We start from the raw sequence: 26,541 nt of genomic DNA, 5'->3' as shown, positions 1-26,541 counted from the left end.
CTATTAAATTTTTCAAAAGTCACTTTCTCTATTTTAATCTAACAGCATGATCCTTCACGTAGCCAAGTGCAATAAATGGGCGGTATCGCTTGTTTTAATGAGTTTTAACTCAATTTTGACGCACTTCATTCACCACATAAACTGGCACCATAGTGCAACGTAAAGCTTGACTTAGGCTTTGCCTAGGTAAGGGGTAAGAAACTCGCTGACTTCCTCGCCGCATAAACCAGTTTCTACCTCTATACTTGCTTGTTTTAGAATCTCGATACCTCGACCACTGTTGCGCGGGTCGGGGTCCAATATGGCTACGACGACTTTGCTTATGCCGGATTTGACTAATGTCACCGCGCAAGCTGGCGTGCGACCAACAAACGAACACGGTTCCAGCGTAACGTATGCCGTCACCGATTCTAACGAGCCTTGATACGCATTCAGCGCTTCCACTTCCGCGTGATTGCCACCAATCGCTTGAGTATGACCTTCAGAAACGATTTGATTGTCTTTCACTAACACGCAGCCAACCGGCGGGTTGGGTTGACATTCAGGAAGCGCATTTTTGGACACTTCTAATGCGCGGCGCATAAACTCTTGGCTCATTTGAACTCTATTCTCTAATAAAAACGAGGCGCTATATTAGCGCCCCGTTTTATTCATTGCCATCTCTTCCAATGACTTTGTCCAGTTCTGGTAACGCTCGCGGAATACGGAATTTAAAGCGTTTTTGTTTGGTCTGGATTTTGCGCCACATCGACTTCAGTAAATGAGCGCTATTTTCACCATTTTGCATTCGCGACGCACTTTTTTGCCACGATTCACTCGTATCGGCTTTGGTCATTTCTAGCTCGGCCGTATTTAAACGCAATTGTTTGTACAATATGGTCCTTGCTTCAGACCAACGTTTAGCCTTTAACAAACGGTGGAACGTCAGCCATGCTGGTGTCGGTCTGTTGCGGTAGTAACGTTTAATGGCTACCAATGAAATAATCACAAAACCCAGCAACACAAGCGTGGAAACAATCCATTCAAAGTACGTTCTGATGAAGGACTTCAACGTGTGCTTCGCGGCAAAAGTTTTGCCCTCTAACATCACCGTTTCCACTTGCTGAGTCTTACTGTTCCACCAACGGAACTCATAATCCGGCAGGGTTAATTCACCACCTTGTTGAATCACGTACACGCTCTCTTCTGTGCGTGTTGACTGGTAATCACCACGTGTTTGCGTATCTGTCAAACGGTGGGGTTGAGGATACGCTTGATAACGGGTTGTTGATTCTCCTTTCAACAAGTCTGGTAGCAATACAGATAGTGAATCTTGAGCCGAAATGGTGATTTTACGCGTGATTGCATCCCCAACTTTGAGTGACTCAGTGGAGGTATCCCACTCTTGCTTTACCTCTACATCTGTTGCAGAAAACCAAGGTGTCTCACCACTCAGCAGGCCCGATGGCAAGACAGTTTTGAACTTAATCGGCTGCGTGTAAAGTGTGCCTGACACCTTCTCGCCGTCCGGCGCAGACACCTGAACGCCCACTGCGACAGGTGGAATCACAAAATCACCAGAAGCTTGAGGATACAAAGTCACTTCCCATCGTTGACGCGACCAAGTTTGTCCCTCTTTTTGCTCAGTAAAGTTGGTTGCTAGTTGATTACGCTGTTTGGCGATAACATTGGGCATTTCAATATTGCCAATTCTCGTACCACCCGTAAACCAACGCGGCGTTGCCACTTCGATGGTTAAAATAACTTGCTCATTGACGCTAAAACTTGGTGTTTTACGCTTCTCTCCAGCCGTTGGTTGTTGACCAACCCACGCTTGTAACTCTACACCATGCTCTCGTTGAACGTCACGAATATCTTGAGCTAACACACTACTGCTCTGGAGGAAACCGAAACAGATAACTAACCACAAGGGTAAAGCAAAGGGCGTAAAACGGTGGCTTTTCATCATTGCACCGCCTCCTCTGTATTTTCGTTCGCAGTAAAGGTTGATTCTCCGGTTTCTATTGAACGCAATTGAATCTGAAACTTCGCATTTAAGAAGTATTTAGGATCCGCTTCGACTCGCTTTAACCATTTGTCGGCTAATTCTTGGCTACCTAAGATGTCGTCTGCACTTAACGTCTCTTTAATCATCAACTCCGCTGACGTTTTTTCATCCGCCCCTTCTGCGGTTTGAGGGTTATCGCCTAGCTCGGTTGATGCTTCTTGCTCTGTTCCTGCCTGACTCTCACTCATCCGGTTGATGTCCTCTACAATACCACCAATCACTTTCAAGTTATGCTCAACATCCGGTCTTAGCCTCTCGTTCAACGTTGGCTTGTTGGCTAGGGATTTTAACAAGTCACGTGCAGCCAAATATTCACGCTGACGCGCCAATGCACTCGCCGCATTATAAAGACCGTAATCTCGAACCTCTTCGGACGGGTCGTTTTGCATTTCCAAAAACGCACTGTGGGCGAGTTCAAACTCGCTAGCGTAGTAGTACGCCGTCCCTTTGCGTAATGGATCGATAAAGTGTTTCGCGGCTTCTAAATACGCTTGTTGGTTGAACAAACGCTGTCCTTGTTGGTCTGGCGTCAGCCACAAATCCCACCACCATTGCGCCATCTTGTCGAAAGCCGTCACTTTTTGCACAACTTGTGGCTGCTCGGCTTTAACTGAAATATTCTCGGCCATTGCACTGGTTGGCATCAATAAAGTGCCGCTCACCATTACAATCACGCACCACTGCACTAACCACCCTTTTCTAAACCACAGCATCATGATCAGCGCGATTGGGAACAGAAGTTGATACCCCATGTCTTTCCAAGGCATTGAAGATTCGCCATTAAGCTGCATATTGCGCTCAACGTATCGGTTCAGTTGCTCGATATCACTATTATCGACGGTCACTTCCACCAATCGACCGTTAGTCTGACTAGCCAGTTTTTGTAGAGAATCCAAATCCATTGGGTTGTTACTCACAATGTCAGCATTCCCTGCCGCAAGAATTAACAGTTGATAAGGTTTGCCCGAGAAATACGCTTGGTATTGCTCAATCGTGGCTGGATTAACGCCATCACTCACCAACAGAACGGTGGAGCCTGGTTGACCTTGCAATTGTTGATCAATTAACGGCAAGGCTTTTTCGGCAAGCTTACCTTGCACGGGCATAATTTCTGGCGTAATGGCCGCCAAAAATGGGTCAAATACTTTGCTGTCTGGAGTTATAGGCATCGCGACATGAGCACTGCCCGCGAACACGACTAAACCCGTTTTTCCGCCTTTTCGCACGGCTAGCAAATCGCGTATTTTCTGTTTGGAACGCTCAAGGCGGCTTGGTGGGAGATCTTTTTGCAGCATCGAGTCGCTGTTATCAAGCACCACAAGCATAGAGGCTTTATCTTCGCCAAAGGGAGAAGATTCTCGTTGCCACGTTGGGCCTGCACAAATCACAATGGCGATGAACACAATCAGCATCAAGAGCTTAAGCGGCAGTTGCTTACGCCAGCCTCGCTCACCTATCGTCAAAGCATTGCGTAAATGTTCGGGCAAAATATCCTTCCAGCTTGGCTTGCTTTCTTCTCGCCAGCGTAACCACACCAAGAAAAACATGGGGATCAAAGCCAGTAACCACAGTGGTCGAATAAAATGAAACTGCGTAAAGAATTGCGTCCAACTAAGAGAATCAAACATCGCTATCTCCTAATGATGATCGTGTAACAGCCCTTCTTTTGAGTGTTGCGACGCTAAACGCGAGCAAATGCATGATGACCACTAACGCCATCAAGTAATGATGAAGGCTTTGTTTTGGGCGGTATGTAGTGCTTTCGTAAAGTTGAGGTTCCAGTTTGCCAATTTCGTCGTAGGCAGCCGATAGTTCATCACGGTTGAGTGCTTCAAACGCTTCACCGCCGGATTCTTTCGCAATGCGATGAATCGTGTCCATATCCAACGCGGTTTCACCTATCGTTTCCGGATCGCCCATCGCAATGACGTGTACTCTCACGCCTTTGGCTTTCGCAACTTTCGCCGCATCAATCGGTTCAACAAAACTGCCCGTGTCGTTACCATCGGTTAATACAATCGCGACTTTTTCACGGTTTTGGTCTTGTTCTAAAGCACCACGCGACTTATCGCTTTGCTCAAAAACTTTAATCGCTAAGCCAATCGCATCGCCAAGGTGGGTACTCTGCCCTGCCATCGCCACATCGGTTTGGTTAAGCAGTTCGAGCCACACTTTTTGGTCTGCGGTAAATGGCGTTTGCACAAAAGCGGCATCACCAAAAAGCACCAAGCCTAATCGATCACCTTTACGAGACTGAACAAACTCCGACAGCACTTCTTTTGCCGCATCAAGACGAGAAATTTTTTCGCCTGTACGTGAGGTGAAATCTGGCTCGGCCATGGAACCCGAAAGATCCACCACCACCATCACATCGCGCCCTAAACTCTCGCGAACTTGAGGCTCGCCTAACACGGTGGGTTTTGCCATCGCACACACCACCAAAAGCCATGAGAGAATCAACGTTGCTCGTTGCCACCAACTCGGTATCAACTGGCTTGCACCTTCTGATGGCGTCTCGCCAATCGCTTCCACCAGCTGACTAAAAAACGGCACTTTGATCGCCATTTGCTTAGTGCGATATGCAGGCACCAAGTAGTACACCACCAACGGCAAGGGCAAAACCAGAAACCACATTGGGTGAGCAAATTCAAAACCAGACAAACCAGTTATCGATGCAAGAAGATCATTCATGTTGACCTCCCTGATGTGCTTTGCGTTTCAATCGTGGTGATTTATTTGCCGCGCTTTTTTGAGCATCACAACGGTGTTCACTCACCCAGTTTTTCGCACGAGCAATAAGCGTTACTCGCTCTTCGTTGGTTAGCGTAACGCTTGGGTCGACAATACTTTGTAGCCAGCGCTTTGAAAGCTCATCGTTAAAGACCACAAGCGAGTTTGCTTGAGAATCTTCGGTTTGCGGATACAGCGCATCGAGCTTGCGCAGAAAGGCGGTATCAAACAATTTCGCGTTGCGGCTATCAATATGAATCAGCACTACTTTAAGCACCGAGAACAATGCTTTAGGCATATCTTTGTCGCTCGATTTGATTTGCGAAATCGCCATTAGAGCTTCTTTTCGGTAACGATTATGCCACCATTGCCGAGCCAATCGATATACGACATACACCAATGCAATGAGCACAACCGCCGCTAAAATTTTCCAGCCAATAGTTTGCGGGTACCAACTCACGCTGGGTGGTACAGCCACATCATGCAGCTCTCTGAGTATGTAGGTACTCGGAGGCGTAGGAAGATCACTCATTTAACGCCCTCCTACCAGTTTTTGGAATTGTTTAATGTGCTCACCTGTCGTATCGAGTTCGATGTGTGGAAGGTGTTTCATCGCCATAAGTTGAGAGAGTGATTGACGCTGTAAGCTAGTTCGAGCCTCAAGCTTTGCGCTCGCAGCTTCTACCTTTGCTTTGCTGTCTAAGTTGAGTTGATACTGCCCATCACCAACCACCCATTTCGATTTTGCCAAATCGTCTGGTAACGTTTGTTCTAATGGGTCACTAACCATCACTGCGAGAACATCATTGTGCTGTTGCAGCTGTTTAAGGTGATCAAGATGGTGCTCCTCGCAGTCGCTCCAGTCGCTGATAAAAATCAAAGTGGATTGCTTGAGCTTCATGCGTTTAATGAGCTCAATCCATTGACTGAACGTTACTTTTTCGGAGTTGCGGGAGTCCACATTGAGCGATTGATTGGCTTTAGCGAGACGTTTAAGTTGCGCCAGAAGATCGTTTTGCGAACGCTGTGCCTTGCTGTGAAACAACGCCTGCGGGGATGCGATGACAAAACCGACTCGATCGCCATCTTTTAATACTCGCCACCCACACATCGCTGCGATCTCTGCCGCGACAACTGATTTCATTACTTGCGTCGAAGCAAAAAACATTGTGCTTCTCTGGTCGACACACACGATTACGTTGCGATCTTTTTCTTCTGTATAACTGCGTACATGCGGCTTACCCGTACGCATCGTAACTTTCCAATCAAGGTTACGAATATCATCACCTAATTGGTAATGGCGCAGCTCTTCGAAGTTCAATCCACGACCGCGAAACAACGAATTGTGTCGGCCAGAGAGTACGCTACCCGCCTTTAGGTGAGGAAGTAAACTGAATGATTCTGCTTGTGCTTGCAGACGTACTAAACGAGCGTAATCGCAGTACAAACGGGGATCCATCCCTTGTGATTTTGGCGCAAGAGTTGGCTTAGCCATAATGCCTCCCACTTACCCAATTTCTACACAATCTAGCAGCTCTTGTACGACTCGTTGGTGATCGACTCCGTCTGCTAGTGCGTCGTAGGTCAAAGAAAAACGGTGGCCCAATACAGACGGAACCATGGCACGCACATCGTCAGGAGTCACATGGTCACGTCCTTGCATCCACGCATACGCACGAGCGCATTTGTCGAGTGCGATGGAAGCACGAGGACTAGAGCCAATCTCAATCCATTTTGCTAAGTTTGAATCGGCATAACGCTCTGGCTTACGAGTCGCCATCACTAACGCAACGATGTAGTTTTCCACTAGGTCCGATACCACGATGTTTGGTAACTGACGGCGCGCTTCTAGCACCACGTCTGGCTCGATGTGTTTTGGCGTAATAATTTCGCTGCTGGTTTCCGCACCCAATTCTTCACTGCGCACCAAACGAATGATGTCACGTTCGGCGTCATCTTCTGGATAATCGACGGTAACCTTCATGATAAAGCGGTCCATTTGCGCTTCTGGCAGCGGGTACGTGCCCTCTTGCTCTACAGGGTTTTGCGTTGCAAGCACCATAAATAAGTCTGGCAATACGTGAGTTTTATCGCCTACTGTGATTGTGCCTTCGGCCATGGCTTCAAGCAGTGCCGCTTGTACTTTGGCTGGTGCACGGTTGACCTCATCAGCAAGTACAATGCTGTTAAAAATTGGCCCTGGCTGAAAATGGAGTTGCGGCTTACCATCCAGCTCTTGATAAACCTCAGTACCCGTCACGTCAGATGGTAAAAGATCCGGCGTAAACTGGATTCGACCAAAACTGGTGTTTAACAAGTTCGCCAACGATTTTACGGAACGTGTTTTTGCCGTTCCCGGTAAACCTTCTAGCAGAATATGCCCATTTGTTAATAACCCGATGACTAAAGCTCGAACCACGTGGCTTTGTCCAATGACGCTTTTTTCTGTTTGTTCGATGAGTTCTTTTATCGCTTGTTGTGCGTGATTCATAGGATACCTTTTCAATGGTTTAAGCCGTCTTTTCGATAGTTAAGTATAAGAACAAATGAAATAACTTAAGGTTATATTCACTATGTTATCTTTGCGGTTCTTGAGATTGGAGAAGTTGTGCAAGACCAACCAACATCGGTAACGCATAATCAAAGAACATTTTGATTCCCGAACACAAATAGTTTAGACCACTCTCACCATTCGGCGTTTTGATCAAACGGTTTTTTGGGCACTCACCCCAACAATAAGGCAAGTAAGGGCATTGCTTACAATACGTCGGCAATGAATCGCGTTTTGCCATGCCAAAAGTATATTGTCTTGTAGAGAAGGCCATTTCATTCAGTGAGTGTTCATGAATGTTGGCGAGTTTGTATTCTGGATACACATAGTGGTCGCAACTGAACACGTCGCCATTGTGCTCAATCGCCAACCCTTTGCCACAAAACTCCGCCGTCACGCAAAGCTGAGACGGTTTCCCCATTACTTGCGCCACCGCGGTTTCAAACAGATTAACCAGCACACGGCCAAGATCGTTATTCACCCACTCTTCATAGGTCGCCATTAAAAAGCGTCCCCAGTCTTCAGGATCGACTGACCAATCCGTTACAATCGACATTGGATGCCCCGGTTTAGCCAGATCACTGCCTTTGGTTGGGATCATCTGTTCGTTCCAAAACTGCGGCGCGGTTGTTTGGAAGTTGTTGGCTTCTACCACCGGCGCAAACTGGATATAAGTCACACCCAATTCTTGGGTTAAAAATCGATATACTTCGAGCGGGTATTTCGCATTGTGACGATTCACCGTGACCAACGCGTTGAATTTCACGCCATGCGCTTTGAGCTTATCTACCGCTTTCATCACGAGATCAAACGTTGGCTTACCGCTGCGGGTTTTGCGATATTTGTCGTGCAGCTCTCGTGGTCCATCAATCGACAAGCCAACTAGGAAGTTGTGCTCTTTTAAAAACGCACACCACTCATCGTTTAGCAAAATGCCGTTGGTCTGAAGGTCGTTTTCAATGCGAACGCCTTTCGGCTGATATTTCTTTTGCAAAGCTACGACATTGCGGAAATAGTCCAACCCAAGCAGCGTCGGCTCCCCGCCCTGCCATGAGAATACAATTTCTTCGCCATCCTGACTTTCGATATAGCTTTTCACGAACGCTTCCAGTGTTGCGTCGTCCATTTTTGGCTGCTTTTCTTGGTGCAGTAGATTTTCTTTATGCAGATAAAAGCAGTACTGACAATCGATGTTGCACTTTGCTCCGCCTAGCTTTGCCATCACATGGAATCGACGGTCATACGCGCCCAGAACAGGCGCTTTAGACGCCGTTTTAAGAGGAACAATAGGCATGGTAGTAGAATGGCGAGGGGAAATCTTACTCATACGTTTCTCACTATTACATATACCCAATTACATATACCCAAATAACCTCGTGAGCGCTGTACAGCAAAAGTGAAGCTATTTGGGTATATAGCGCTCCAAAAAGCGCTATATAATCTTAATTTACTTAGAAGACTTAGGTACGAACGAACCTGCTTCCATACGAGGCGGGAATTCTTTGAATGTACCCATCACCTCTTTCACTGTATCCATTGCTGGCATCATTAAGAATGAACGCTCGTACATCCAACGAGAATAACCCATGCCTTGATCGCCTCGTTCAAATGGATCAATGCTCAAGTCAAAGATCAGTGGCACACGAAGTTTAGTGAACGGCTTACGCCATACATCCATACCCGTTTCATTCTCTTGAATCATAAAGTGGAACTTGTACTTTCCTTGGCGCAATGCCACAAGATCGCCGTCGTCGCTCCAGTAAACGAACTCATTTCGTGCGGATTTGTCTGACTTACCCGTTAAATATGGCAGTTGGTTGTAACCGTCTAGGTGAACTTTGTAGTCCATATCGCCAACTTTTTTGCCTTTTAGCAGTTCGTCTTTAACTTTGGTATCACCTGCCGCAGCAACTAGTGTCGGGAAAAAGTCCTCTAATGACATCATGCCGTTGAATGTTTTACCTGCCTCAATTTTTCCAGGCCATTTAATCAACATTGGCACACGGAAACTCCCTTCCCAGCCAGTGTTTTTCTCTGAGCGGAACGGTGTCATCCCTGCATCCGGCCACAAATCCACCATAGGGCCGTTGTCAGTGGTGTAAACAATGATTGTATTGTCATCCACACCTAACTCTTTGATCTTGTTAAGTAGCTGACCGATTTGGTCATCGTGCTGCTTAACACCATCCGCGTAGAAACCGGCACCTGTTTTACCTTGGTATTCTTCAGGAACATGCGTGAAGTTGTGCATGCGAGTGGTGTTAAACCAAGTAAAGAACGGCTTGTCCGCTTTTACTTGTTTTTCTATGAAGCTCTCAGCGGCATCAAGAAACTCACCATCAACATTTTCCATACGCTTACGCGTTAGTGGACCGGTATCTTCGATTTTGCCATCAGCGTAAGAATGGATAACGCCACGAGGGCCAAATTTCTTCTTGAACTCCGGATCTTTAGGGTAATCCACGTTCTCTGGCTCTTCTTCTGCGTTCAAGTGGTATAGGTTGCCGAAGAATTCATCAAAACCGTGGTTGGTAGGAAGATGCTCGTCTCGGTCACCTAAATGGTTCTTACCAAATTGTCCGGTTGCGTAACCCATTTGTTTAAGCACGGTTGCAATCGTCGGATCTTTTTCCGAGATACCTTCCGGAGCGCCTGGTAAGCCCACTTTTGATAGACCTGTACGTTTTGGCATTTGACCAGTGATGAATGCAGAACGGCCTGCTGTCGAGCTTTGCTGCGCGTAGAAGTTAGTGAACTTCGCACCTTCTTTAGCAATGCTATCGATGTTTGGCGTGTTGTACGCCATCATGCCTTGGTTGTAGGTACTAAGGTTCCAGTAACCAACATCATCACCAAAGATGACAAGAATGTTGGGTTTGTCCGCTGCATGTGCAACTGCAGATGCAGCGCCCAAAGCTAACGTACATGCGTTAAGTACGAGTTTTTTACTGCTCGTTTTGGTCGCATTTTTCATATTATCTCCAAGAGTTCGCTAGTGCGTAAAAATGGTATTCGCTTTTCAATACCATTGTTGATATAAGATAAAGCACTAATTTCAGGCGATAAATGCAGTCAAAATTAGTTAACCTATAAATTAAATTTATTAGTGACGTTATGGACTTGAATTTGATCCAAACTTTTCTTGTTGTTGCGGAGTTTCAATCTTATACAAAAGCCGCGGAACAATTAGGGCTTACACAACCTGCTGTGAGCGCTGCAATAAAGCGTTTAGAGCAAGTCGTCGATAAGCAATTATTCGTTAAAAAAGGGCGAGGTATCGCACTAACCTCCACCGCTTATCAATTACTGCCGCAATTCCAGCAAGCGGTTAATATTATTGACAATGCGATATCTGATAAAAATCATTTTGAAGTGTGTTGTTCGGAAATTTTGTTGCACATTATGGACCCGATAAAGAACACTATTTTTTATGAATCACCACCCGAAAAATTCCTATTATTTGAGCTGTTAAGACAACAAAAAGTCGATCTAGTAATCGATACGGTGATCACGAAAGATGCAGCGTTTATTATTGAAGATGCCTATGAGGAAGAAGCCGTGGTTATCTGTAGTGAGAACCATCCCCGTGTACACGGCACGCTCACAAAAGAGCAATTTTATGAGGAAACTCACTGTTTATTTTCAGGAAAATGGAACAACATGTCGGGGTTCGAGCAACTAGCAAAGGAAACAATTCAAGAAAGAAAAGTCGACTTGATCACATCTTCGCTAGCGGGCATGGCGCTGTATGTCGCCCAAAGAGACAGTTTAGGGATCGTGTCTCAATCTTTTGCAAACAAGTGGAGCAAAGCGCTCAAACTTCAAATTTTGCCCTGCCCCATTTCGATACGCTCTATCCCTTACAAGTTCGTCTACCATAAGCGAGAGGTAAACAACCCAGCCCACATCGCTCTACGTGAAAAAATCAAAGCCAACTTAACGGCAGCCCACTACGAACCAATTTGTTTATAAATCTTGTCTTTTGAAGCGTTAGGCGTTTTCGTCATCAAGCTTTCTACAAACCTTAATAGATAGAATTTTACAGATAAAAAAGAGGCTCACTTTAATGAGCCTCTTTCTAGATGTGGAACTTCACTTAGCTTTTCTTACTTATTTGGGTTCTCTTTTAGTTTCTCCATCACTTGATCGAGCGAGAAGCTTGCTGCTTTTTGCCTTGGTGGGAACTCTTTAAACGTTTCAAGGAATCTGCCTACGTAAGCTTGCGCAGGAACAAGCATGTAAGCACGGTCTAGCATCCAATCGTAGTAAGTGTTAGAAGTGATATCAGCCACTTCGTAAGGATCCATACGCAAGTTGAAGATCTTAGGAACACGAAGTGTGGTGAATGGTTCAGCCCAAATACGCAACGTACCTTTTGCTCGTTGCTCCATAAAGACCAGCTTCCATTTGTTATAGCGAAGTGCAGTTAAGTCTCCATCATCTGAGAAGTAAAAAATTTCTTCACGTGGAGCCTTATCCTCTTTACCAGTCAAATATGGTAGGAAGTTATAGCCGTCTAGGTGAACTTTGAATTTCTTACCATTCGCACTATAACCTTTGAGCAATTTCTCTTTGATATTGTCATCACCCGCGGCAGCAACGAACGTTGGCATCCAGTCCATGTGATGCATGATATCATTCGAAACAGAGCCAGCTTTAATTTTACCCGGCCAACGTACCATCGCAGGAACTCGGTACGCACCTTCCCAGTTGGTATTTTTCTCTCCACGGAATGGCGTTGTGCCCGCATCTGGCCACGAGTTCATGTGTGGGCCATTATCGGTGGAGTAAAAGACGATTGTGTTGTCTTTAATACCCAAATCATCCACTTTTTTCAGTAGCTGACCTACATGGTTATCATGCTCGACCATACCATCTGCATACTCGCTGATGCCTGTTTTTCCAGAGTTATCTTCTTTCACATGAGTACGGAAGTGCATACGAGTTGCGTTCCACCAGACAAAGAAAGGTTTTTCAGCCTTGACGGCACGATCCATAAAGTCAAGTGCCGCATCTAACGTCTCTTCATCCACGGTTTCCATGCGCTTGCGAGTTAGAGGCCCTGTATCTTCAATTTTGCCATCAGCGTACGAACGGATAACGCCGCGCGGACCGAACTTTTTACGAAACTCAGGATCTTTAGGATAATCGACGTTTTCTGGCTCCTCCTCGGCGTTCAAGTGATAAAGGTTGCCAAAAAATTCATCGAAGCCGTGATTAGTAGGAAGGTGCTCATCTTTATCACCTAAGTGGTTTTTACCAAATTGCCCTGTCATATAGCCCATCGGCTTCAGCATTTCGGCAATGGTTGCATCCTCTTCCTTCAAGCCAAGATCAGCACCTGGAAGCCCCACTTTACTCAAACCTGTTCTAAGAACGGTTTGGCCCGTAATGAAAGTAGAACGGCCCGCTGTACAAGATTGCTCACCGTAATAGTCAGTGAACATCATGCCTTCTTTGGCGATACTGTCTATATTTGGTGTTTTGTACCCCATCAAGCCAAACGTGTAAGCACTGAGATTGGACTGGCCAATATCATCACCCCAAATGACGAGAATATTTGGTTTCTCTGCTGCGATACTGCTACTTGTCGCACCGATTAAAGCGGCGGCAAGAATCGCTAATCGGCGTTTAACGCCATATTTCGCTGTCATATAAACCTCTGTGTGTATTAGAAAAGTGCTTCCTGCAACAGAATGTATAGTTCACAAATAGCGGATAAGCGAATTTACTAAATGAGAATTCTTTCTATCTTTGCCTAACATTACACCGTTATTTGTAGCTAATACGCACTCCAATAGCACTTTAGTTCAGCGCGCCATCGCACCATTCATCACTACTGTTAATATCAAATATTAAGATTGTCTACGCATATCACAGTGCTCATAAAGTACCTGATTGCTTTTATATAAATATTAATGATAATACGTTTTACTACTATTAATAATTAAGGTACCCGTGTGCTTGACTCCAAGGTTTCAAATGGAAAAACTTCCCAATGCCAACACAACGGCGTTCACCATAATGATGAGGAGCTATTACTAGATAAGCGCACTCACTCTGTAGTACTCAATTACTTGCCAAACAAGAAATCTGTTCAGTTAACAAGCATTCAATTTAAGCTGCTGCAAACTCTCACTCACCATCAAGATCAAGTACTTAGTAAGCATTTTCTTTACGAAACAGTACTAAAACGTGAATTTACTGAACATGATCGAGCACTCGATATGCACATGAGCAGAATGAGAAAGCGTCTAGTTCACGAAGGCGTTCCAACAGACAGAATTCAGACAGTCCACCGCCAGGGTTACATTTTCAAGCGCTCAGACAATCAACAGAAAAATTAACGCTAATTGACCCAACTTTTGGTAATTGACCGCTTATTTTGCTTTAATTAATGCAAATTCTAATCACGTAAAATAACTCAATGAATTTGCGCTTAATTTTTACACTTTGCATTGCTACTTTGTTTGCCGGCTGTGCAACCTATGCTGGTCTTAACTATGACCAACTGTTTGGTCCACAGCTCGTGCGTGAACGCACAGTTGACGTGGAAACCCCTCAAGCAAACTTCTTCCAAAGCGAAGTTAAACCCATTATGGATAACCGCTGTGTCGTCTGCCACGCGTGCTACGATGCACCATGTCAGCTTAAGCTCTCTTCTGTTGAAGGCATTGACCGTGGTGCGAGTAAAGCACTGGTATATGAAGGAACAAGACTCACAGCCGCAGCACCAACACGCTTATTCGAAGATGCAGAAACAACCCAAGAGTGGCGCGATGCGGGTTTTCATCCGGTTCTCAACGAACGTGATCAAAGCATGGCAGCCAACATTGATGCAGGCCTTATCGCACGTTTGCTACAACAAAAAGAGCGCCACCCATTGCCTGACCAAGTCCAGTTAGAAGGCTTTGACTTTTCGATAGACCGAGAGCAAACCTGTCCGACGATTGAAGAATACGAGCAATACGAAAAGGATAACCCGACCTGGGGCATGCCTTTTGGTATGCCAAACCTATCAAACAGTGAATACCACATACTCATGACTTGGTTGGAAAACGGCGCAATAATGAACGTTCACCGACCTGTTAGTGAGAAAGAGCAAGCGCAAATAGATAAGTACGAAGCATTACTTAACCACTCTGATTTGAAAAATCAGCTGATGGCTAGGTATATATATGAGCATTTATTTTTATCTCATCTCTACTTTTCGGAACTCGATGAAGATCCCCGATTCTTCACGCTAGTCCGCTCTGCTACACCACCAGGACAGCCCGTCAAACGTATTTCAACGCGTCGCCCGTACGATGATCCAGGGGTTGAACGTGTGTTTTATCGAATTATTCCAGAGCAAGGGACCATAGTAGATAAAACTCACATGCCATTCGCGTTAAACAAGCAACGTATAGAGAACTGGAAAACTTGGTTTATTGATGCTGATTATATGGTTAGTCAGCTACCGAGTTATGAACCAGAAGTTGCTGCAAACCCGATGACATCATTCATCGACCTTCCAGTGAAGTCGCGCTTTAAGTTCATGCTAGATAATGCACAAAATACAATAATGGCATACATCAAAGGCCCAGTTTGTCGTGGCCAACTGGCATTGAATGTTATCAATGATCGCTTTTGGGTGTTTTTCCTTGATCCAGATAAAGCAGACATCCCAGAAGTAAATGAGTTTTACCGATCTCAGGCTGATAACCTAAAACTACCGGCAGAACAAGAAAGTAACACGCTACCTGTTACCAACTGGGTCAAGTACGCACGCCAGCAAGCTCGCTACCTAGAGGCTAAATCTGAGTTCACTAATAACTGGTTTAAAGAAGGTGAAAACCTATCCACCGATGTAATTTGGGACGGTAATGGCACCAACCATAATGCGGCATTAACGATATTCCGCCATTTTGATAGTGCTTCTGTTGTTCAAGGGTTAGTTGGTGAGCAGCCTAAAACAGTGTGGATTCTTGACTACGCGTTACTAGAGCGTATCCACTATTTGCTTGTTGCTGGGTTTGACGTTTACGGTAACTTCGGCCATCAGCTCATGACACGAATGTTTATGGACTTCTTGCGTCTAGAAGGCGAAAGTAACTTTATCTCGTTGTTACCCGCCGATATGCGCCATGAACTGCAATCTAGCTGGTATAAAGATCAAAGCCCGCAGTTGAGTGACTTTTTACAACGAAATGTGAAGCCGTTTAACCAACCAACCAGCGTTCAGTATAAGAGTGACGATCCAAAAACGGAGTTGGTGGAGTTGTTGAGCGAACATGTTTCAGACGTGCTTCTGCCTCGCTACGAAATTCAAGACACGGCTCTTTCTGCGAGTAGTGAAAAGCAACTAAAACGTATTGACCACGTTCGTGGTGAAGGCCTAAAAACCGTTCCGCAAATCACTATGCTTATGGTGAGAAGTCAATCAGGGGAAGATGAACTGTTCACCTTACTTCACAACAATGCACACACAAACATCTCTAGCTTGTTTGATGAAGAAAGTAACCGTGACTTTGCTAACGATGATATGACCATTGTACGCGGCGTTGTGGGAAGCTACCCTGCGGCATTTTTCTCGATCAACGAAAACCAAGTAAAAGATTTTGTCGATCAATTTAGTGCCATCCAAAACGAGTCCGATTACGTTAAGTTATTGGATAATTTTGCGATTCGTAGAAGCTCAGAAAAATTCTGGTCATTTAGCGATCGTTTACACAATTGGTACCGTACAAAACAACCGATCGAATTTGGATTACTTGACTATAATCGTTTTGAGAATCGATGATGATTTAAGGGGGTTCTCATGGGTATCCGAGATAACATTGCCGCTCTTGAACAACAGATTTACGTTGCTTGTTCTGAGGGAGACTACGAAACGGTCAATATGCTTGAGCATCAACTCGAATACTTGCGTGGCAAAGTGGAACATCCTTTTGATGATGACCCTTATGCCCTAGACACTCGATTCGAGTGGGAAGATGACATGACCGAATAGAAAAAACCTCCGGAAAGCCGGAGGTTTTTTTATTTTTAATGCTCGATGGATTACTTCGCCATTAACTCATCCAGAGCTTGAATTGATGCAGACACTTGAGAAACTAAATCATCTTTAGTCGCATTATAGGTATCTAGAGGTTGAGGCGCGGCTTCAATTGCTTGGCAAGCGTTCATTAACGCAGTTAGTCCTAAACTTCCTGCACTGCCCTTTAATTTATGGGCAAGGTTCTTTACTTCTTTACTATCATTGTCCTCAGCAGACGCTTGCAGCTTGCTTAATACATCGGTGCTGGTGGTTCTAAACAGATTAATAATGTGCAACATCTTATCTCTGCCCAAGATTTTCATATCGGACTCAATCACGCTCGGATTAATGATAACCACATCGGGTTCCTTTGTTTTAGGTGCTTGAACGACCTTTAATTGTAGCTCTTGTTCTTGAGACGATATTTGATCAAACGGGGTACAGTCGGCATTTTGTGGCAACAACAACGGCTTTCCGTCTAGCGCATCCTGAATCAATGCCGCGAGTGCCTCTTTTGCCAATGGCTTAGGCAAGTATCCGTCAAAACCAGCGGCTAGATAGCGCTCAACTTCTTCCGCAAAAACGTGCGCAGACACTGCAATCATTGGCGTGACGGCAAGCGCTTTATTGGCCGGCTTATCACACTCAATCCGCTTTAAGCGTTGGATCAACTCAGTTCCATCACAATCAGGGAGGTTGATGTCGACTAAAGCGATATCAAAATCCTGTGTGCTGATCAGTTGCTCTGCTTGTGAGCCGTTTTCTGCCATCACGACTTGATGCCCCATGCTTTCTAGAAAGCCTTCCGCGACCACTCGGTTGACCTCATTATCTTCTACCAGCAAGACCTTTGCTTTCACTTTGCAACGTGCGGTTGCCACGGTTCCTGTTTCAACAGGTTCGCTTTCCTCTAACGGAATAGAGAACCAGAATCGGCTACCATTTCCCTCTTCGGAATCGACTTCTAAAACACCGCCCATCGCTTCAATGATTCGCTTACTGATGGCAAGTCCAAGCCCCGTACCTCCAGTTTGGCTCATCCCACCTTCAGCTTGCGTGAAGGCATCAAACAACGTTCTCTGGTATTTTTTGGCAATTCCTATTCCAGTGTCTGATACTTCAAACAGGACTTGCGACTCGTCCTCAGGGTTCAGGCTAACGTAGATATCAATTTCTCCTTCGTCAGTGAACTTAATCGCGTTACCAACAAGATTGTTCAGCACCTGACTGATTCTGGTGACATCCCCTTTCCAGTAGCGACTAACATCACTTTCAATATGGTAGGAGAACAGCAGCTTCTTCTCTTGTGCTCGACTGTTCATTAACTGGAAAGTGTCCTCCACCATTTGGTGTAAATCGAAGCCCATGTGACGAATTTCTAAATGCCCCGCTTCAATCTTGGAGTAATCCAGTACATCATTAAGGATCGCGAGCAACGTTTTACCACTACGATTAATGATTTCCGCATAGCGTTTTTGAATTGGGTTGAGGCCTGAGTCAATCAGCAAGCGTGCTGTCCCCAACACTCCGTTCATTGGCGTTCTTATCTCATGGCTCATCGTCGCCAAGAATGCCGATTTTGCTCGGCTCGCTTGCTCTGCTTGCTTGCGAGCTTTAGCGTGATTCAAAACCTCTTCATTCAAACGGCGGTTAGCTTGTTTTAACTGCGAAGTGCGCTGCTCAACAAGCTCTTCTAAATGCTCTTTATGTTCCTCAAGCTCTCGCTTGGCTTGAGCTTCACCCTCAGCTACCACTTTTAGTGCTTGCGCGGTATTACGAGCCGTGATGATGGCCTGCCCCATATGCGCCAACTCATCTTTGCCTTTCACTTCCAACTCAACCGCTAAGTTACCCTGCGCCACAGAAAGCAACGCAGCGGAATATTCAGCTAACCGCTTCACAACAGAAAGGTACACCACACGCCATAAAATCAGCACCAATACAATCAAACCAACAATTGAAATAACGGTTAAAGACCACTGAGCGAATTTCAGTGTGCTGGTCAATTGGTCTACAGCGACGGTAGTGGTTTTGTTTGAATCATCAACCAATTTGTTGACCGTGCCATTAAGCTCTGAGAACAACTCTAATGTCTTTTGCATCAGTTGTTGTGACTGTTCGTTATTCTCGTATTGCTGCATCAGTATAGAAAATACGACCTGACGCTTACCAAGCTCTATGAGCAGTTGGCTCATTTGCTTAGAGCGCGTAGGATCTTCCACAGCGAGTACACGGCGTTGCATGATTTTGAGGTTGCTATCGAAATCACTTTGAACCTGTTGAATTCGCTCAATATTCGTTAATGTCCGAGCCTCTTCAATCTGATTCAACATTTTAAAGGCCAACAAGTGCAGTTCATGCAATCGCTCAGTCAGATCAAGATCGACCTCCACCAGTGCATCTAGCGCCTGATAAACTTGCGATTTTTTATTCGATTCTAATAAGTCATAAATATGCGTGACGTTAGCAACAGCAATGGTGCTTGTATTCTGAACTTGCGTACGAGTTAGTTGTTCTAGCTCTTCACTGAGCAGACGCATTTCTTCAACACGAGTATCTATCTCTTTTGCAAGCCACAGCTTTTTTTCAACCGAAACACCGAGTTCTGCCAAATTGTCGATAACGTTCTGGACGTTATTCTCTAAAGCTTCTAACAATTGAGAATCGAACGACTCACTCCCGAGCTCCTTGATGTGAGTGAGTAAAGACTCGAGCTGTTCGAACAGCACTCGCCCTGACTCCTTTCTTTCCTGCTCGTTTCTTGCGTTCGACAACATTTGTACAGACGAAATAATACGAGTACTCAACTCAGAGACTTGTCTCGCCTCAATCATGGCGGGAATCGCAGAATCCACGACATTTCTTTCGGTTTTGGCAACCAAAGAAAATCCAGACACACCAATAAGTGCCGATAACATGACCAGTATTGCCATCGCAATGAAAGACAACAAAAGTTTACGACCGATGCTTGCAGTTGCTAGCAGCATATTTTCATGACCTTAATGTTCGTGTTCAGCGACATATTACGTTATATTTTGCAGTGTTTACTTAATCTATGCCAACGAACTTCATTTCATGGTTAAAAATCAACACGCATTTCGCACATTTTTCAAACATTCTGCAGCCATTTTAACCCTAGTTGCTTCTTTGCCAGCGGTTGCCGCAGAGAAAATATGTGCAATATACCCTCACCTAAAGGATTCATACTGGTTGTCAGTAAACTATGGAATGGTGTCCGAAGCGAAAAGAGAAGGTGTCGAGCTACGAGTCCTTGAAGCGGGCGGCTACCCAAACAAAACCCGTCAAGAACAACAACTCGCACTGTGTAACCAATGGGGAGCAGATGCGGTTATCCTTGGGACCGTGGACCCACAGGCTTACGAGCATTCACTTAAAAATTGGGTGGGGAATACTCCCGTTTTTGCTACTGTGAACCAACTCGACTTGGATGAAGAACAAAGTGAGTTGCTAAAAGGGACTGTCGGTGTTGACTGGCATTGGATGGGATACGAAACGGGTCAATATTTGGCAGCTCGCCATCCAAAGGGGTCAGGAAAAACCAACATTGCCTTACTTTTGGGGCCGCGAACTCGTGGTGGTACGAAACCCGTTACTGCCGGATTTTATGAAGCGATACAAGGAAGTGATATCAACATTGTTGACTCATTTTGGGCAGACAACGACAAGGAGTTACAACGTAACCTAGTTCAACGTGTGATCGATATGGGAAATATAGATTACATTGTTGGCAGTGCAGTGGCGATTGAAGCGGCCATCAGTGAGCTGCGCAGTGCCGGCAAAGCTGAGGAGATCGGTTTAGTTTCTGTGTACTTAAGTCATGGTGTATATCGAGGCCTGTTACGTAACAAAGTACTCTTCGCACCAACAGATAAAATGGTGCAGCAAGGTCGGCTTTCCCTGATGCAAGCAACGCATTACTTAAGAGGTGAAGCTTATGACAAACATGCCTCACCAACCATCAAACCACTGACTCCGAAGACGCTTCATGACGACACGATCGAAGAATCGTTATCTCCGTCAGAATATAGGCCGACATTCCGTGTTAAGGCTGTTGATTGAAAGACCAAAAACGTGTTCTATTGAGTCACAACAATTTTAAAATCATACAAACGGAAACATCTTGATGCAAAAAACCATTCGTACCATGCCAACCCATAAACATGTGGCTTTGGTTGCTCACGACAACTGCAAACCTGAGCTACTTCGCTGGGTAAAAGAAAACAAAGAAAAGCTACAGAGTCACTTCCTTTACGCAACTGGCACGACAGGACACATGCTAAGTAAAGAAACTGGACTTGCGATCAAGAGCATGATCAGTGGTCCGATGGGCGGTGATCAACAACTAGGCGCTCTCATTTCAGAAGGCAAAATCGACGTTCTCGTTTTCTTTTGGGATCCACTGAATGCCGTACCTCACGACCCAGATGTTAAAGCGCTTCTTCGTATTGCTAGTGTTTGGAATATTCCTGTAGCAACGAACCGAGCCACCGCTAAGTTCCTGTTTAACTCCCCTCTTCTTGAGCAAGAAGTAGACATCGAAGTGCCGGATTACGAAGCCTATCTTGCTGAGCGTATGTAAGCTTTGATGCCAACCAAATAAAGCAAAGGCGATACCAAGTATCGCCTTTGCTGTTTTTAACATTCTAAACGCTGCATTTAACGGGAAGTCACGATGGGATAGTCACCATTAACGAGCTCTTGAACGAACGCAGACCCCGCACCAGTATGCGTGATCCAAACCTTCTCTTTTGCACGTGTAATCGCCACGTAAAATAGCCTGCGCTCTTCTGCGTAAGGGAATTTGTCTTTGGACTCCGTCAACGCACCATCAATGTGAATTTGCTTCTTCTTAGCGGGGAATTGCCCCTCATCCACAGAAAGAATAATCACAAAGTCAGCTTCGCGTCCTTTACTCGCATGGCAAGTCATAAAGCGAATATCGAGATTAGGGAAACGTCGCAACCAATCGTCGAACAAATCGGGCTTGTGATAATGGTTACGTCCTAGCAATAAAACTGACTTGGTTTGCTTGGCTTGTTGATTCAAGTGATCCAAGATCTTTTCCACTTGATTGCTCGGCGCGGTATGTACGCTCTTCTGCTTGCGTTGTTTGTGGCTGTTTAGTGTTTTCGGCAACTGCGATGGGTTTTGCTGCACGAATGTATTCGCTACATCACCAATCTGATTGTTGAAACGATAAGTTGTATCTAAGTGATGAACGGTTGAGTGAGCAAAGCGTTCTTTAAAGCCAGTGATAAGATCGACATCCGCTCCTGCAAACTGATAGATCGCTTGCCAATCGTCGCCAACAGCAAATAACGTCGCACCTGCTTGTTTCTGAGTGGATTCACACAGTGCTTCAATCAATGCCAGACGGTCTGGAGAGATATCTTGATACTCATCGACCATAATAAAGCGCCATGGCGAGACAAACTTTCCTTTATTCACATAATCTGTCGCACGACTGATCATGGTTGGGAAATCCACTTGGTTGCTTTCTTTAAGCATTTTCTGCCACGCTGTAAAACATGGCCAGCATAAGGCGAGTTCACTATTTAAACGCGTATAGTCTTGGTGCTTTACGAGCTTTTCTTGTACTTGCTTTTTGGTCAACCCTACCGCCGCTAAATGAGACAGCTGCGAATCTAGCCAAGCGATCAGTTTTGGATTTTCTGAATGGCTTCCTAACTCATCATCCCCTTTTAGGTACGCAATCGGCCATTTGTCTAAATGTTTTTGCCAACGTTTAAAGTTGGTGGGTGTCATCCAATGTTTTTTCAACCAGTCTACACACCATGCCGTTCGTTGATTTTCGTCCAACGCTAAAGGGCTAATTTCGACAGGTTGCTGTTCGACTTGTTTAAGAATATACAAGCCCAACTGATGGAATGTGTTGACGCGCACACCGTCTGCCGCCATGCCCACTTTATCTACTAAGCGTTCTTTCATTTCAGTCGCCGCATCACGACCGAACGCTAACATGAGAAGCTCTTCTGCTTGAGCCTGATGGCTTTGCAACAAATAGGCAACTCGTGCGGTTAAAACGCTGGTTTTGCCCGAGCCGGCACCAGCAAGAACTAAGTTGTGGTCGTCGTTGAGTAATACCGCATATTGCTGGGATAAATTCAAAGGAGAGGATTCAATTTGATTAAACAGCACTTCCCAATTTGGACGTTCTGCTTCTAGCCAATCGCGATTACGCTCACCAAGCGCCTCAGAGGTATCAATGAGCCAAGGCTCTATTTGCGACATACGATTCGGCATTCGCATTTTGGCTTCTTCTAGGGTGGTTTTCATCTCGCTTAACTCTTGGTTAAGACTTTCAACCCAGGAGACCACTTGAGAATGCGATAAGTAAGCAGGCAAGTGCTTTAGTTTGTAAAGCTCTTCTTCCCACTTAGGTAGATACTCAGCCAGTTTTCGGCACTGAGTGTTGTGCCACTCTTGATATTGACGAACGGCCTCAAGCGCGAACTTTCGGCATTGTGGCCACGGTAAACCTTGGACTAGCCAGCTTTGTTGTTTGCCTTCGTGTTCATGAGCAAAAAACTGTAAAGAGCTCCATAATAACCCACGCTTTACGCTAACTTTGCCATTCCAGATCGTAAAAGGAATATGTTCTTCACTGCCTATCGAGCTTAATAAAACACTGTTCTCTTTTATTTCGACGTGATGGTACTCATTTTGAATAAAAAACTGTGCTTTGCTAGTGGCAGTAAGCTGCATGAAACGTGCGCCTTTTAGTTTAGAAGTTGTCGATTTATATCATTTTAAGGCGCTAAATTGTAGCAACGGCGAGCACCTAAGTAAGCTTCTTCTTCTATTCTTTAATAAAATTCACATTACTGTCGATTTAATAACCTAAAGCTGAGGTTATTTGAAGCTGGCTTTACAATCCTCAATACATGACCTGGCAGTTTTAATATAAGTCGATGACATCCCTGCTGATTTTATCAGCAACCACGAATTTTTCTTAAAGTAAATCATAAACGCGCTATAGTGGGTCTGGTAGTATTCCCCCTGTTCTTCATCGGAAACATAAGGCGCATTGTGCAAGCAACTTCTAAATTTCGGCTATATTGGGCAAACAAGACGATAAATTACAGCGTTCTTATCCTCATTACCTTACTGGGTGTGGTTATCCCAACTTGGTACTTCGAGCAAAACACGCTGATAACGCCATTAATATTAGGCGTTATTGCTGCTGCTTTGGCTGAAAGTGATGACAGTTTCACTGGACGCATCAAGGCTCTGATTCTCACCTTTCTCTGTTTTGCGCTTGCTGCTTTTTCAATTGAAATCTTGTTCGATACCCCTTGGGCTTTTGCGTTGGGATTATTTATCTCAACCTTCGGCTTCATCATTCTTGGGGCGATAGGTCCTAAGTACGCGAGTATTGCTTTTGGTTCGTTGCTGATCGCTATTTATACTATGCTTGGCGCACATGAAAGCACCAACATTTGGTTTCAGCCACTACTGCTTTTAACTGGTGCCGCCTGGTATTACTTCATGTCCATGATTTGGCAGATATTTTGGCCCCTTCAACCGGTGCAACAAAGCCTAGCCAATGTGTTTTTCCAAATGGCGAATTATCTTGATGCGAAAGCCAAGCTTTTTCACCCTGTGACCAACTTGACGCCACAACCGCTGAGGATTGAAGCTGCAAAATGCAATGCTGCCACGGTTACGGCACTAAACGCTTGTAAAACCACATTACTTAACCGATCGAAACGGGGTCACATTGATGGGCCTAGTGACCGATTTTTAAATATTTATTTCATCGCTCAAGACATTCACGAACGAGTCAGTTCTAGCCATTATCGCTATCAGGATTTAGCGACCGAATTTGAACGTTCTGATGTGCTGTTTCGTTTTAAATATCTTTTGGAGTCTCAAGCCCAAGCGTGTCGTGATATTGCACTAGCCATTCAGCTAGGAAATGAATACTCCCATACCGATCAATCTATTCTGGCATTAGCTGAAGTACAAAACTCTCTTGCTTATCTAGAAGAACAAAAGCAAGGGCACTGGAAACGTCTTCTGATGCAGTTAACATATTTATTCAACAACTTAGCGACGGTAGAAAAACAGCTTAATAACATTAACAACCCAGATGTTGAAGGCCTCGAAGAAGATACCCTCGCCGATACCAACCCACACACGCTAAAAGCGATGTGGCAGCGTATATCAGCAAATTTACACAAAGATTCGATGCTGTTTCGGCATGCATTACGTATGTCAATTGCCTTAACGATTGGCTATGGAATCATTCAAATATTCAACATCGACCGAGGTTACTGGATACTCTTAACCACTTTATTCGTATGCCAACCGAACTACAGTGCCACTCGCCAAAAATTGACGGCAAGAGTAATAGGTACATTAGCTGGTTTGTTGATTGGTGTACCATTGCTGACTTTTTTCCCTTCTCAAGAAAGCCAGTTAGTATTTATCGTTATCTCTGGTGTGATGTTTTTCGCCTTCCGGATGAACAACTATGGGTACGCGACTGGTTTTATTACACTGCTCGTCCTCTTCTTATTTAATCAACTAGGTGAAGGTTACGCAGTTGTCCTTCCTCGACTAGCAGATACCCTCATCGGGTGTGTGCTTGCAGTAGGAGCAGTATTAGTTATTTTGCCCGACTGGCAGTCGAGAAGGCTTCACAAAGTTATGTCGGATGCGATAGAGGCGAACAAGCAGTATCTCGATCAGATCATTGGTCAGTATAGAATCGGCAAGAAAGACAATTTGAGCTACCGTATCGCTCGCCGCCAGGCCCATAATAATGATGCCTCACTCTCTTCTGCGATTAGTACGATGCTGGCGGAGCCTGGCAAATATCGCGCAGCTGTTGATGAAAGTTTTCGCTTCCTAACGTTAAATCACGCAATGTTGAACTATATTTCTGCATTAGGCGCGCACAGAACTCGCATCGAAGATGAGTCAATTCATAAACTCGTTTTAGATGCTCACCGTTGTATTCATCAGCATCTGGATGTACTTCATAAACAGCTTCACCAGCATTGTGAGGAGTGTGACCTATCTAATATTGATGATGCTGGACTCGAGCAACGCTTAAACGAATGGCGCGATGAAGACGACAGCTCTGCCCGCATGGTATTGCAGCAACTTCATCTTATCTATCGCATGCTCCCAGAGCTTCATTCACTTGCTAGTAAGTTTGCCGTCAGGGTAAGTTAGTAACATTCAAACCATATGTAAGAGGGAAGCGCTATATCGCTTCTCTTTTTCTTTTTACGTTTCCATCTACCCCAAAGTGGGTAATTATGTACCTTCTTAGGAAAAATCTGACGTATCACTTAACACACCTTGACAATATTCGGACAAAAAGCAATCGATCAAATTCTAATCTATTTTGGTTGAATAAATATGTTATATCCAAAGGATGAAGAATTTCGGGCAACGACGGATAAACCGAATCACGACGAAGGTATTGAGATGAACGCACAACAATTTAATGAACTTAAGCAAAAGCTCAGTGATTTAACGGCAAGTCAGTTAAAGTCATTACAAGGTGAGATCAGCGTGAAACTAAATAAAGCGCAAAAACCGGTTCTATCTGGTGAAGAAAGAGAAATGCTTGCCAAACTGTTTGCCTAATCAAGTCATTGATATAAAACACTTGAACGTTTTATAAACTCCACCTATGCTCTCACTATCATAATGTTGGGAGTAGTGATATGCCTGTATCGGGAATTCAATCTGGATACCACATCGTTCAGATGTCACAACAAATGGCCGAGAAAGCTGCACATGGCATTAGCAATAATGTAAGTAAGGTAAAAGAAGAGCTTTCTGATCACAACATCGATTTAGCTGCGGTTGCGGATGTCGCAATAACAGCCTCAACACCTAGCCTTCCCTCTCAAAAAGTTGAATCTCTCATCAACCTCGCACAAGCCGCTGGTTATAACCGAGTTGGCGCGTCTGTCATAGAGAAAAACAATGAAATCATTGGCAGCTTGCTAGACATCCACGTTTAGGCGATTTAACGTCAAATTATCGCTATTTTAATTTCCAACTATCACTATAACGTCGTAACAAGATAACCCCTTTGCTTCGTTCTTGCTTTCTATTTGGATTCAAATATCTCCTGTTTAAAATCAAGCGTTCCCGAAAAAAAATGGGCGGCTTATCAGAGCCGCCCAT

Annotated in this window: 21 protein-coding genes; 9 read left to right on the top strand and 12 right to left on the bottom strand. The window is 44.8% G+C overall.

Going from position 1 to position 26,541, the window contains the following annotated elements:
* Window positions 1-171: 171 nt before the first annotated feature.
* The 9 genes from R7Q48_RS02670 to R7Q48_RS02630 form a co-directional block, all read right to left on the bottom strand.
* On the bottom strand, window positions 172-597 hold the full coding sequence (locus R7Q48_RS02670) for a bifunctional diaminohydroxyphosphoribosylaminopyrimidine deaminase/5-amino-6-(5-phosphoribosylamino)uracil reductase RibD (protein ID WP_167416072.1): 426 nt from the start codon (window positions 595-597) through the stop codon (window positions 172-174).
* Window positions 598-646: 49 nt separating this feature from the next.
* Window positions 647-1,948, bottom strand: coding sequence for a BatD family protein (locus tag R7Q48_RS02665; RefSeq protein ID WP_318132143.1), 1,302 nt, complete (start codon window positions 1,946-1,948; stop codon window positions 647-649).
* Entirely contained in the window at window positions 1,945-3,675 is a 1,731-nt protein-coding gene (locus R7Q48_RS02660) for a vWA domain-containing protein (RefSeq protein WP_318132142.1), read from the bottom strand. The genes R7Q48_RS02665 and R7Q48_RS02660 overlap by 4 nt, the downstream gene beginning before the upstream one ends.
* A complete protein-coding gene (locus R7Q48_RS02655) occupies window positions 3,668-4,738 on the bottom strand; it encodes a vWA domain-containing protein (protein WP_213960643.1) in 1,071 nt (356 codons plus the stop codon). The genes R7Q48_RS02660 and R7Q48_RS02655 overlap by 8 nt, the downstream gene beginning before the upstream one ends.
* The gene (locus tag R7Q48_RS02650; RefSeq protein WP_213901176.1) at window positions 4,731-5,309 is read right to left on the bottom strand and encodes a DUF4381 domain-containing protein; all 579 of its coding nucleotides are present in this window, start codon (window positions 5,307-5,309) and stop codon (window positions 4,731-4,733) included. The genes R7Q48_RS02655 and R7Q48_RS02650 overlap by 8 nt, the downstream gene beginning before the upstream one ends.
* Window positions 5,310-6,272: a DUF58 domain-containing protein gene (locus R7Q48_RS02645; protein ID WP_047101409.1), complete on the bottom strand. Its 963-nt coding sequence runs from the start codon at window positions 6,270-6,272 to the stop codon at window positions 5,310-5,312. It abuts the gene before it with no gap.
* A gap of 12 nt (window positions 6,273-6,284) precedes the next feature.
* A complete protein-coding gene (locus tag R7Q48_RS02640; protein ID WP_005376549.1) occupies window positions 6,285-7,268 on the bottom strand; it encodes an AAA family ATPase in 984 nt (327 codons plus the stop codon).
* Between the two features lie 85 nt (window positions 7,269-7,353).
* A complete protein-coding gene (locus R7Q48_RS02635) occupies window positions 7,354-8,655 on the bottom strand; it encodes an anaerobic sulfatase maturase (protein WP_318132141.1) in 1,302 nt (433 codons plus the stop codon).
* 120 nt (window positions 8,656-8,775) lie between these two features.
* Entirely contained in the window at window positions 8,776-10,302 is a 1,527-nt protein-coding gene (locus tag R7Q48_RS02630) for an arylsulfatase (protein WP_017635363.1), read from the bottom strand.
* A gap of 140 nt (window positions 10,303-10,442) precedes the next feature.
* Between R7Q48_RS02630 and R7Q48_RS02625 the strand changes: the two genes are divergently transcribed.
* Entirely contained in the window at window positions 10,443-11,300 is an 858-nt protein-coding gene (locus tag R7Q48_RS02625) for a LysR family transcriptional regulator (protein ID WP_017635364.1), read from the top strand.
* Window positions 11,301-11,434: 134 nt separating this feature from the next.
* Here R7Q48_RS02625 and R7Q48_RS02620 read toward each other — a convergent pair whose 3' ends face one another.
* The gene (locus R7Q48_RS02620) at window positions 11,435-12,982 is read right to left on the bottom strand and encodes an arylsulfatase (protein WP_213966169.1); all 1,548 of its coding nucleotides are present in this window, start codon (window positions 12,980-12,982) and stop codon (window positions 11,435-11,437) included.
* A 306-nt stretch (window positions 12,983-13,288) separates the two neighbouring features.
* On the opposite strand from R7Q48_RS02620, the gene R7Q48_RS02615 reads away from it, so the two are divergent.
* The 3 genes from R7Q48_RS02615 (at window position 13,289) to R7Q48_RS02605 (ending at window position 16,320) form a co-directional block, all read left to right on the top strand.
* On the top strand, window positions 13,289-13,675 hold the full coding sequence (locus R7Q48_RS02615) for a winged helix-turn-helix domain-containing protein (protein ID WP_005376561.1): 387 nt from the start codon (window positions 13,289-13,291) through the stop codon (window positions 13,673-13,675).
* An 80-nt stretch (window positions 13,676-13,755) separates the two neighbouring features.
* Window positions 13,756-16,110 carry a fatty acid cis/trans isomerase gene (locus R7Q48_RS02610; protein WP_213966167.1) on the top strand — a complete coding sequence of 785 codons (2,355 nt, stop codon included), beginning with the start codon at window positions 13,756-13,758 and terminating at the stop codon, window positions 16,108-16,110.
* A gap of 18 nt (window positions 16,111-16,128) precedes the next feature.
* A complete protein-coding gene (locus tag R7Q48_RS02605) occupies window positions 16,129-16,320 on the top strand; it encodes a hypothetical protein (RefSeq protein WP_005376565.1) in 192 nt (63 codons plus the stop codon).
* Window positions 16,321-16,370: 50 nt separating this feature from the next.
* Here R7Q48_RS02605 and torS read toward each other — a convergent pair whose 3' ends face one another.
* Window positions 16,371-19,334, bottom strand: a complete 2,964-nt coding sequence (gene torS / locus R7Q48_RS02600) for a TMAO reductase system sensor histidine kinase/response regulator TorS (protein ID WP_213969763.1) — start codon at window positions 19,332-19,334, stop codon at window positions 16,371-16,373.
* 43 nt (window positions 19,335-19,377) lie between these two features.
* Between torS and torT the strand changes: the two genes are divergently transcribed.
* Window positions 19,378-20,427, top strand: a complete 1,050-nt coding sequence (gene torT / locus R7Q48_RS02595; RefSeq protein ID WP_318132169.1) for a TMAO reductase system periplasmic protein TorT — start codon at window positions 19,378-19,380, stop codon at window positions 20,425-20,427.
* Between the two features lie 64 nt (window positions 20,428-20,491).
* Window positions 20,492-20,947: a methylglyoxal synthase gene (locus R7Q48_RS02590; protein ID WP_005376571.1), complete on the top strand. Its 456-nt coding sequence runs from the start codon at window positions 20,492-20,494 to the stop codon at window positions 20,945-20,947.
* A 77-nt stretch (window positions 20,948-21,024) separates the two neighbouring features.
* Here the strand turns inward: R7Q48_RS02590 and helD are convergent, their stop codons facing one another.
* Window positions 21,025-23,094, bottom strand: coding sequence for a DNA helicase IV (helD, locus tag R7Q48_RS02585; RefSeq protein ID WP_318132140.1), 2,070 nt, complete (start codon window positions 23,092-23,094; stop codon window positions 21,025-21,027).
* A 324-nt stretch (window positions 23,095-23,418) separates the two neighbouring features.
* On the opposite strand from helD, the gene yccS reads away from it, so the two are divergent.
* The 3 genes from yccS (at window position 23,419) to R7Q48_RS02570 (ending at window position 26,375) form a co-directional block, all read left to right on the top strand.
* Window positions 23,419-25,572, top strand: coding sequence for a YccS family putative transporter (gene yccS / locus R7Q48_RS02580; RefSeq protein WP_005376573.1), 2,154 nt, complete (start codon window positions 23,419-23,421; stop codon window positions 25,570-25,572).
* A gap of 189 nt (window positions 25,573-25,761) precedes the next feature.
* Entirely contained in the window at window positions 25,762-25,992 is a 231-nt protein-coding gene (locus tag R7Q48_RS02575; RefSeq protein WP_005376575.1) for a hypothetical protein, read from the top strand.
* Between the two features lie 80 nt (window positions 25,993-26,072).
* Entirely contained in the window at window positions 26,073-26,375 is a 303-nt protein-coding gene (locus tag R7Q48_RS02570; protein WP_047101396.1) for a hypothetical protein, read from the top strand.
* The last annotated feature ends 166 nt before the right edge of the window (window positions 26,376-26,541 follow it).

The organism is Vibrio sp. 378 (genome assembly GCF_033339435.1).
This window is presented reverse-complemented; position numbering and strand designations above follow the sequence as displayed.

Bases quoted from the DNA above. Each gene is read 5' to 3' on its own strand.
- R7Q48_RS02670 (WP_167416072.1), bottom strand. From the start codon at position 597: ATGAGCCAAGAGTTTATGCGCCGCGCATTAGAAGTGTCCAAAAATGCG.
- R7Q48_RS02665 (WP_318132143.1), bottom strand. From the start codon at position 1,948: ATGATGAAAAGCCACCGTTTTACGCCCTTTGCTTTACCCTTGTGGTTA.
- R7Q48_RS02660 (WP_318132142.1), bottom strand. From the start codon at position 3,675: ATGTTTGATTCTCTTAGTTGGACGCAATTCTTTACGCAGTTTCATTTT.
- R7Q48_RS02655 (WP_213960643.1), bottom strand. From the start codon at position 4,738: ATGAATGATCTTCTTGCATCGATAACTGGTTTGTCTGGTTTTGAATTT.
- R7Q48_RS02650 (WP_213901176.1), bottom strand. From the start codon at position 5,309: ATGAGTGATCTTCCTACGCCTCCGAGTACCTACATACTCAGAGAGCTG.
- R7Q48_RS02645 (WP_047101409.1), bottom strand. From the start codon at position 6,272: ATGGCTAAGCCAACTCTTGCGCCAAAATCACAAGGGATGGATCCCCGT.
- R7Q48_RS02640 (WP_005376549.1), bottom strand. From the start codon at position 7,268: ATGAATCACGCACAACAAGCGATAAAAGAACTCATCGAACAAACAGAA.
- R7Q48_RS02635 (WP_318132141.1), bottom strand. From the start codon at position 8,655: ATGAGTAAGATTTCCCCTCGCCATTCTACTACCATGCCTATTGTTCCT.
- R7Q48_RS02630 (WP_017635363.1), bottom strand. From the start codon at position 10,302: ATGAAAAATGCGACCAAAACGAGCAGTAAAAAACTCGTACTTAACGCA.
- R7Q48_RS02625 (WP_017635364.1), top strand. From the start codon at position 10,443: ATGGACTTGAATTTGATCCAAACTTTTCTTGTTGTTGCGGAGTTTCAA.
- R7Q48_RS02620 (WP_213966169.1), bottom strand. From the start codon at position 12,982: ATGACAGCGAAATATGGCGTTAAACGCCGATTAGCGATTCTTGCCGCC.
- R7Q48_RS02610 (WP_213966167.1), top strand. From the start codon at position 13,756: ATGAATTTGCGCTTAATTTTTACACTTTGCATTGCTACTTTGTTTGCC.
- R7Q48_RS02605 (WP_005376565.1), top strand. From the start codon at position 16,129: ATGGGTATCCGAGATAACATTGCCGCTCTTGAACAACAGATTTACGTT.
- torS (WP_213969763.1), bottom strand. From the start codon at position 19,334: ATGCTGCTAGCAACTGCAAGCATCGGTCGTAAACTTTTGTTGTCTTTC.
- R7Q48_RS02590 (WP_005376571.1), top strand. From the start codon at position 20,492: ATGCAAAAAACCATTCGTACCATGCCAACCCATAAACATGTGGCTTTG.
- helD (WP_318132140.1), bottom strand. From the start codon at position 23,094: ATGCAGCTTACTGCCACTAGCAAAGCACAGTTTTTTATTCAAAATGAG.
- R7Q48_RS02575 (WP_005376575.1), top strand. From the start codon at position 25,762: ATGTTATATCCAAAGGATGAAGAATTTCGGGCAACGACGGATAAACCG.
- R7Q48_RS02570 (WP_047101396.1), top strand. From the start codon at position 26,073: ATGCCTGTATCGGGAATTCAATCTGGATACCACATCGTTCAGATGTCA.